Source organism: Inquilinus sp. (assembly GCF_057815775.1).
Genome location: NZ_JBYRFX010000779.1, coordinates 1 through 7,447, shown reverse-complemented (window position 1 = coordinate 7,447; position 7,447 = coordinate 1). Strand labels below are relative to the sequence as shown.

Annotated in this window: 8 protein-coding genes; 4 read left to right on the top strand and 4 right to left on the bottom strand. The window is 68.8% G+C overall.

Going from position 1 to position 7,447, the window contains the following annotated elements:
* The coding region (arsK, locus tag AC3XYG_RS27710) for an arsenite efflux MFS transporter ArsK (RefSeq protein WP_489143103.1) at positions 1–1,166 on the top strand (1,166 nt) is incomplete at its 5' end.
* Here arsK and AC3XYG_RS27705 read toward each other — a convergent pair.
* Positions 1,138–2,049, bottom strand: coding sequence for a cation diffusion facilitator family transporter (locus tag AC3XYG_RS27705; RefSeq protein WP_489143102.1), 912 nt, complete (start codon positions 2,047–2,049; stop codon positions 1,138–1,140). The genes arsK and AC3XYG_RS27705 overlap by 29 nt on opposite strands.
* Before the next feature lie 226 nt (positions 2,050–2,275).
* Positions 2,276–2,692 carry a lactoylglutathione lyase gene (gene gloA, locus AC3XYG_RS27700; protein ID WP_489143101.1) on the bottom strand — a complete coding sequence of 139 codons (417 nt, stop codon included), beginning with the start codon at positions 2,690–2,692 and terminating at the stop codon, positions 2,276–2,278.
* A 164-nt stretch (positions 2,693–2,856) separates the two neighbouring features.
* Here gloA and AC3XYG_RS27695 point away from each other — a divergent pair, with 164 nt between their 5' ends.
* Entirely contained in the window at positions 2,857–4,302 is a 1,446-nt protein-coding gene (locus AC3XYG_RS27695) for an FAD-binding oxidoreductase (RefSeq protein WP_489143100.1), read from the top strand.
* 5 nt (positions 4,303–4,307) lie between these two features.
* Complete coding sequence (locus AC3XYG_RS27690; protein WP_489143099.1) at positions 4,308–5,081, top strand: FadR/GntR family transcriptional regulator; 774 nt, start codon at positions 4,308–4,310, stop codon at positions 5,079–5,081.
* Positions 5,082–5,094: 13 nt separating this feature from the next.
* On the opposite strand, the gene AC3XYG_RS27685 is transcribed toward AC3XYG_RS27690, so the two are convergent.
* Entirely contained in the window at positions 5,095–5,613 is a 519-nt protein-coding gene (locus AC3XYG_RS27685; RefSeq protein WP_489143098.1) for a winged helix-turn-helix transcriptional regulator, read from the bottom strand.
* A 208-nt stretch (positions 5,614–5,821) separates the two neighbouring features.
* Here AC3XYG_RS27685 and AC3XYG_RS27680 point away from each other — a divergent pair, with 208 nt between their 5' ends.
* Positions 5,822–6,646, top strand: coding sequence for an alpha/beta fold hydrolase (locus AC3XYG_RS27680; RefSeq protein ID WP_489143097.1), 825 nt, complete (start codon positions 5,822–5,824; stop codon positions 6,644–6,646).
* An 8-nt stretch (positions 6,647–6,654) separates the two neighbouring features.
* Here the strand turns inward: AC3XYG_RS27680 and larB are convergent, their stop codons facing one another.
* Complete coding sequence (gene larB / locus AC3XYG_RS27675; protein WP_489143096.1) at positions 6,655–7,326, bottom strand: nickel pincer cofactor biosynthesis protein LarB; 672 nt, start codon at positions 7,324–7,326, stop codon at positions 6,655–6,657.
* Positions 7,327–7,447 lie beyond the last annotated feature (121 nt).

Here is a 7,447-nt window from a genome sequence, read left to right as displayed (position 1 = left end):
TCATCGGCTACGGCACGCTCTATTACAGCTTCAGCATCATGGCGCCGGCGATGGCCCGGGACTTCGGCTGGCCGACCGAATGGATCTTCGGCGCCCTCTCCGGCGCGTTGCTGATCGGTGGCCTTGCCGCCCCATCGGTCGGGCGCTGGATCGACCGGCATGGCGCGGGGCGCGTGATGACCATCGGGTCGGCCCTCGCCGCCGCCGCCCTGGTGGCCTGCGCGCTCGCCCCCGGCCGCATCGCCTTCGTCTTCGGCCTGATCGCCCTCGAGGTCGCGTCGACCTTTGTCCAGTACAGCGCGGCCTTTGCGCTGCTGGTCCAGATCCGGCCGCAGACCGCACAGCGCAGCATCACCCATCTGACGCTCATCGCCGGCTTCGCATCGACGATCTTCTGGCCGATCACCGCGGCACTTCACGCCCACCTGCCCTGGCAGCAGGTCTATCTGGTCTTTGCCGTCCTGCACCTGGCGATCTGCCTGCCGGCGCATGCCTGGCTTTCCCATGTCCCGGGACGGGCCCGGAAGCCAAGCCCCATCACGGCGGCCCCCATGCCGATTGCCCCGGTCGAGGGCCGTCTTCATCCAGCCGGACGGCCGCTCGGCTTCCTGCTGATGGTCACCGGCTTCGCGCTGGAGAGCTTCATCAACGCGGCGATCCTCGTTCACATGCTGCCGCTGCTGGCGGCCCTGGGCCTGGGCGCGGCCAGCGTCCTGGTCGGGACGCTGTTCGGCCCGGCCCAGGTGCTGAGCCGATTCACCAACATGGTCTTCGGCGGCGGGCTTCCCCAGATTGCCCTGGCGGTGATGTCGGCGATGCTGATGCCGGCCGCGGCCCTGATTCTGCTGGGCACAGCGCCCTGGCTTGCCGGGGCCCTGGCCTTCGCCGTCGTGTTCGGCCTCGGCTCCGGCCTGAACAGCATCGTCCAGGGCACGCTGCCGCTGGAGCTGTTCGGAAGCGATGGCTATGGCGAGCGCCTGGGCCGGGTCACGTCCGTGCGCCTGGTCGTCGCCTCGGCCGCGCCGTTCGCCTTCGCCTCCCTGATGCAGACCTTCGGGACCGGCTGGGCGCTCTCCGTCACTGCCGCTCTCGGCAGCATTGCCGTGCTGGCCTTCCTGGGAATAGCCCGGCTGTCGGCTATGCCACGTAGGCCCCACCCCGGCTGATCGCGACGGCCCCGTGCTTCGCCTTTTCCTCCGGCTCGACATGGATGGTGATGACGCTGTCGGGGCTGATGTCGCGCCGCAGCGCCGCCTCCAGGCGGTCGCAGATGGCGTGGGCCTCGGACACGCGCATGTCGCCCGGCACCACCAGGTGAAAGTCGATGAAGGTCAGCCGCCCGGCATGCCGCGTCCGCACGTCGTGCGCTTCGAGCGCACCGCTGCCGCCCTGGGCGATCGCCGACTGGATGCGGGCCAGGGTTTCGCCTGATACCGCTTCGTCCATCAGGCCGCCGACCGATTCCCGGATCATGGCATAGCCGGACCAGAGGATGTTGAGCGCGACGAGCGCGGCCAGGATCGGGTCGAGGACGAGCCAGCCGGTCAGGGCGACGAGGCCGACGCCGATCAGCACGCCGCCCGAGGTGAAGACGTCGGTCAGGACATGGCGCCCATCCGCCACCAGCGCCGGCGAGCGCCAGGCCCGGCCCCATCGCAGCAGCAGCCAGGCCCAGACGCCGTTGATCGCCGATGCCGCGGCATTGACCGCGAGACCGAGCAACGGCGCGTCAATCGGGTGCGGATCGAGAAACCCGAAATAGGCGGCCTGCAGGATCGACAGCGCGGCCAGCACCACCAGCAGCCCTTCGAACACCGCCGAGAAATACTCGGCCTTGGTGTGGCCATAGGGATGGTTGGCATCCGCCGGCTGGGCCGAAACCCGCAGGGCGATAAAGGCGGCGCCGGCGGCCACGACGTTGATGATGCTTTCGAGGGCATCGGAGTAGAGCGCGATCGACCCCGTCAGCCAGTAGGCCAAGAATTTCAAGGCGAGGACGAGCGCGCCCACGAACACGCTGGCCAGCGCGGCCTTCGACGCGCGGTCCATCAGCGGCCCACCAGAGGCATCAACCCGAACCTGAACATATCACTCTAAGCCTCGGCTAAGAAATGTGGCGTTCTGTTTCAACTCATTGATTTTAAATGCATTTCTTCACTTATGCCACACCTCTTCGGAAAGCCGGATCCTGGCCCCGAAACGACAGCAGCGAAGCCGGCAGTGCCGGCTTCGCTGTCTTGTCTGTGATCGGGAAAAGGCCCCGAAGGGCCGGCGATCAGCCCTGGGTGTCGAGGTCGATCAGCTCGATCTTGTAGCCGTCGGGGTCCTCGATAAAGGCGATGTGGGTGGTGCCGTGCTTCATCGGGCCGGGCTTGCGCGGGATCTTCGCGCCCTGGCGCTCCAGCGCCTCGCAGACGCCGTAGATGTCCCGGACCCCGAGTGCCAGATGACCGAAGCCGCTGCCGATCTCATACGGGCCGGGCTGGTCCCAGTTGTGGGTCAGCTCCACCACCGTGCTGTTCGCCTCGGGCCCATAGCCGACGAAGGCCAGGGTGAAGCGGCCCTCAGGAAAATCTTCCTTCCGCAACAGCTGCATGCCGAGCAGGCCGGTGTAGAAGGCGATGGATTTGTCCAGGTCGAACACACGGATCATCGTGTGCATCATGCGGAAACGGCTTTGCGCTTCGCTCATCGGTCCAGTCTCCTAGCGTCTCAAAGGGTCGGCGCCGGGTCGGCTGCCGGGACCGGCGGTCTGCACGGGCGCGCAAACATGGCTTGATGCCGGTCATCACAGTTGTATGATAACAGGATGATAGTGTTTGCTGTCCAGCTTTACATCCTATCGAGGCATCCCAATTGACGATAGCGTCCGCTCATCCGCATGCCCAAGCGATCGCCGCGCTGGCGGAGATCCTGCCCGGCGATGCGCTGCTGACCGCAGACGAGGATGTGGAGCGTTACAGCCGCGACTGGTCGGGCGACCATTTCGGCCGGCCGCTGGCCGTGGTCAAGCCGCGCAGTGTCGAAGAGGTCTCGGCCCTGATGCGGCATTGCTGGCAGGCCGGCATCCGGGTGGTACCGCAGGGCGGGCTGACCGGGCTGGTCGGCGCCGCCGTGGCGGCCCCGACGGGTGAGGTCGTGATCAGCCTGGAGCGGATGAACGCTGTCCGCCAGATCAGCCCGATCGACTTCGCCATGGTGGTCGAGGCCGGCTGCATCCTGGAGGACGCCAAGACCGCCGCGGATGAGGTCGACTGCCTGCTGCCGATCACCTTCGGCGCCCAGGGCACCTGCCGCATCGGTGGCAACGTGTCGACCAATGCCGGCGGCTTCAACGTGCTGCGCTACGGCATGACCCGGGACCTGGTGCTGGGCCGGGAGGTGGTGCTGGCCGTCGGCCGGATCTGGAACGGGCGAAAGGTGCTGCGCAAGGACAATCGCGGCTATGACCTGAAGCAGATGTTCATCGGCGCCGAAGGCACGCTGGGCATCATCACCGCCGCCGCGTTCAAGCTGTTCCCGAAGCCGACCCAGGTCGAGACCGCGCTGGTCGGGCTGGCCTCGGTCGAGGACGCGATGGAGCTGTATGCCCGCGCCCGCCGCGGCTGCAGCGATCTCCTGACCGCCTTCGAGCTGATCCTGCGCGACGGCATCGAGGTGACGCTGCGCAACCGGCCGGACTTCCCCGACCCGCTGGCGGAGATCTATCCGGCCTATGTCCTGATCGAGGCCTCGGCCGGCGGCGCGGTCGACCTGCGCGGCCTGGTGGAGGGCTTCCTCGGCGGGGCCGAGGACATCGTCCGCGACGGCATCATCGCCTCCAGCCGGGCGCAGGGCGAGCGGCTGTGGCTGTATCGCGAGACCATGGTGGAAACCCAGGGCGGCGGCGGCCGCTACCTGCGCACCGACGTCTCGGTGCCGATCTCCCGCATCGCCGATTTCATCGCGGCGACCCTCGACGCCGTGCGCGGCCGGTATCCGGAAGCGATGGCCCTGGCCTATGGCCATGTCGGCGACGGCAACGTGCATTTCAACGTGATCCCGCCGCGCGGCCTGGCGCCGGGGGCGATGGATGCCCTGTTCCATGGCGCCGAGGAGCTGATCTTCGACGTGGTCGACCGCCTGGGCGGCAGCATCAGCGCCGAACACGGCATCGGCCGGGTCAAGCAGCAGGCCTTCCTGGACCGGATCGACCCGGTCACGCTCGACCTCGCCACCCGGCTGAAGGATGCGCTCGACCCGAAGCATATTCTGAGCAACGGGCGTATTCTGCCGGGCGAATCTGCTGTTCCGAACGGATGAAACCCATGGCGCTGAAGCTCGACAAGGTCAGTCGCGGACCGCACCTGCCGACGCTCGTCGCCAGCTCGATCTCGCGTGAGATCGCGCGCGGCCGGCTGAAGCCGGGCGACCAGCTGCCGACCGTGCAGGCCCTGGCGGAAACCTTCGGCGTCAGCCGCAACGTGGTGCGCGAGGCGATCGCCCGGCTGGCCTCCGAAGGCCTGGTGTGGTCGCAGCAGGGCCGTGGCGCCTTCGTGTCGGAAAGCACCAAGTCGACGGTGCTGAAGATCGATTACGACACCATCCAGCATGGCGACGCGTTCCGCAGCCTGTTCGAGCTGCGCGGCGCCCTGGAGGTCCGGGCGTCCGCCCTGGCGGCAGAGCGCCGGACGGCTCAGGATCTAAACGCCATGCGCCAGGCCCTGATGACTATGACGGCCTCCCCCTATGGCAGCGTCGCCTGGCTGGATGCCGATCTGGACTTCCACCGCGCCATCGCCGCGGCGACCCGCAACGATTATCTCGTGCAGTTCATCGGCTTCGTCGCCGAACGGGTGCGGGAGAGCATCCTGGCCGCCGGCAACCAGCACCCGTCCGAGGACATGGCGGTGGTGACGTTGACCGAACATGAGGGGATCCTGGCGGCGATCGAGGCCAAGGACGGCCTCGCCGCCCAGAATTCGATGCAGGGCCATCTGAACGGTGCGGCCCAGCGCGTCGGCCTGCGCGAGAGCGAGGTTGCGCCGCCGCAGCCGCCGGCCCCATCCGGGAAGCGACGGCGAGCGGCCGCCGCGGCCTGAGCGCTTTCGAAGGTCAGCCTGCCGCGGCCGTGGCCTCCGCAGTCCTGGCCATGACCGCTTCGAAGGCCTGCTGCAGGCGCGTGCTGACGGTCGGGCCATCCGGCTGGTACGGCAGGCCGAGATGGATGTGCCGCAACTCGTCCATGAACTCGTGCCACAGCGCCGGCCCACCCTCCTCCAGCAGCTGGGCCCGGATCGACAGGGCCTCGGTCACCGGTAGATGGCGGCGGCCCCAGGCGCCCATATGGGCCAGCAGCGGCACCAGCTGGATCGCCTGTTCGGTGAGGCTGTAGACAGCCTTCTGCTTGTGGCTGGCATCGTCGGCCCGGGTCAGGAAGCCGGCCTCGACCAGCCGCTTCAGCCGATCGGCCAGGATATTGGAGGCGATGCCCTCATCCGACCGTGTCAGCAGCTCGCGGAAATGCCGCCGGTTGCCGAACATGATGTCGCGAATGACCAGCAGGCTCCAGCGGTCGCCGAGGGCTTCCAGCGTCAAATTGATCGGGCAACCGGATCGGTGTTGATCGCTCATGGGTCGGCGGCTCCTGTTCCGCTTGCACTATGCAACCGGATTATTCAAAGAGCAACCAGTTGCATATGACGTCTGGTTCTGCCAGGCGGCCTTGGGCCGGCTGTTGCAGCCGTAGTGAGCTCCCTGGCGCCTGACATCGTTCCGTAGGGCGGGCCGGCCAGCATGATCGGGTGGTGCCTCGGGCACCAAACCAGACAGGGGGCAACCCGTGGAAATCCTTGTTCGCGACGGTGTCCGCCTGGCCCATGTCGAGCGGCGGCCCGACCGGCCAGCCGGACCGGCCCTGGTCTTCGTCCATGGCTGGGCCTGCGACCACGGCTTCCTGGCCCCGCAGCTCGATCATTTCGCCGGCAGCCACCACGTGATCGGCGTCGACTTGCGCGGCCATGGCGCCAGCGACGCACCCCGGCAGAACTACACCGTCGACGGCTTCGTCGACGATCTGTGCTGGCAGATCGGCCATCTCGGGCTGCACAAGCCGGTGATCGTCGGCCACAGCATGGGCGGCAACGTGGCGCTGCAGCTCGCCGCCCGCCGGCCGGATGTGCCGGCGGCGATCGTGATGATCGACACCGTCCTGTTCCCGCCGGAGGCCGTGCGCGGCAGCCTGCCGGCGATCGGCCAGGCCCTGGGCGGATCGCATTACCGGGAAGCGATGCTCGCCACCGCCTCCCGACTGTTCGCCGACACCGACGACATCGACCGCAAAGCCGCCCTGGTCGAACGGATGGCCGGCACGGCCCAGCATGTCGCCGTCCCCGCCTTCGTCGACCATCTGCTGGCCTTCGACGCCGCGGCCGTGGCGGCCGCCTGCCGGGTGCCGGCCGCCTATATCGGCGCCACCGTCGCGATGGCTGACATGACGGCGCTGGGCGCCGCCATCCCCGGGCTGGTGACGGCGCGGGTCCTGGGATCCGGCCATTTCCCGCAGATGGAGGTGCCCGACCAGGTCAACGCCATGATCGCGCGGGTCCTGGCGCTGCTGCCGGCCCAGCCAGAGGAGGCCTACCCCGTCCGGACGGATTGGATATAGCCGCGCCTCTAGGACCCCTGGATCTGCCGGGCGCCGTGCAGCAGCCGCAGGGCGGCGCAGGCGGCGCCGTAGCCATTGTCGATGTTGCAGACGGTGAGCCCCGGGGCACAGCTGGCCAGCATGGCGTCGAGCGCGGTGCGCCCGCCGGTGGCGACGCCGTAGCCGACCGAGGTCGGCACGCAGATCACCGGCCCGGCCACCAGCCCGCCCAGCACGCTGGCCAGCGCCGCATCCATGCCGGCGACGACGATGACCACCGGATGGGCGCGAATCTCGTCCAGCCGGTCGGTCAGCCGCCACAGCCCGGCGACGCCGACATCGGCGATGAGGCTGGCTTGCTGGCCCGCATGGCGCAGCGTGCGTTCGGCCTCGCGCGCCACCGGGATGTCGGAAGTGCCGGCCGACACGATCGCCACCTGGCCGGCCGCCGCGACCGGGCGCAGCGGGCCGAAGAACCCGGTCTGCGACACCGGGCAGAAATCGATCTGCCCACGCTGCGCCGCCGGCAGGGCGTCCAGCTTCGCCGCCTCCAGCCGGGTCAGCAGCAGCCCGACGCCAGCCGTGGCGGCCAGGTCCAGGATGATCTCGATCTGGGCCGGGGATTTGCCGGCGCAATAGATCGCCTCGTCCTGGCCGATGCGCCGGCCGCGCCCGAAATCCGGAGTGACCTCGCCCGACATCAGGCGGCCCCGCGCACCGGGGCGCCCCCCATTGGCGCGCCCCCCATTGGCGCTCCGACGAAGGCGCTGCCGACCCGATAGGGCGCGAAGGCCAGAGGCCGGGACGCGATGGCGGCCGGCA

Bases quoted from the DNA above. Each gene is read 5' to 3' on its own strand.
- AC3XYG_RS27690 (WP_489143099.1), top strand. From the start codon at position 4,308: ATGGCGCTGAAGCTCGACAAGGTCAGTCGCGGACCGCACCTGCCGACG.
- larB (WP_489143096.1), bottom strand. From the start codon at position 7,326: ATGTCGGGCGAGGTCACTCCGGATTTCGGGCGCGGCCGGCGCATCGGC.
- AC3XYG_RS27705 (WP_489143102.1), bottom strand. From the start codon at position 2,049: ATGGACCGCGCGTCGAAGGCCGCGCTGGCCAGCGTGTTCGTGGGCGCG.
- AC3XYG_RS27685 (WP_489143098.1), bottom strand. From the start codon at position 5,613: ATGAGCGATCAACACCGATCCGGTTGCCCGATCAATTTGACGCTGGAA.
- gloA (WP_489143101.1), bottom strand. From the start codon at position 2,692: ATGAGCGAAGCGCAAAGCCGTTTCCGCATGATGCACACGATGATCCGT.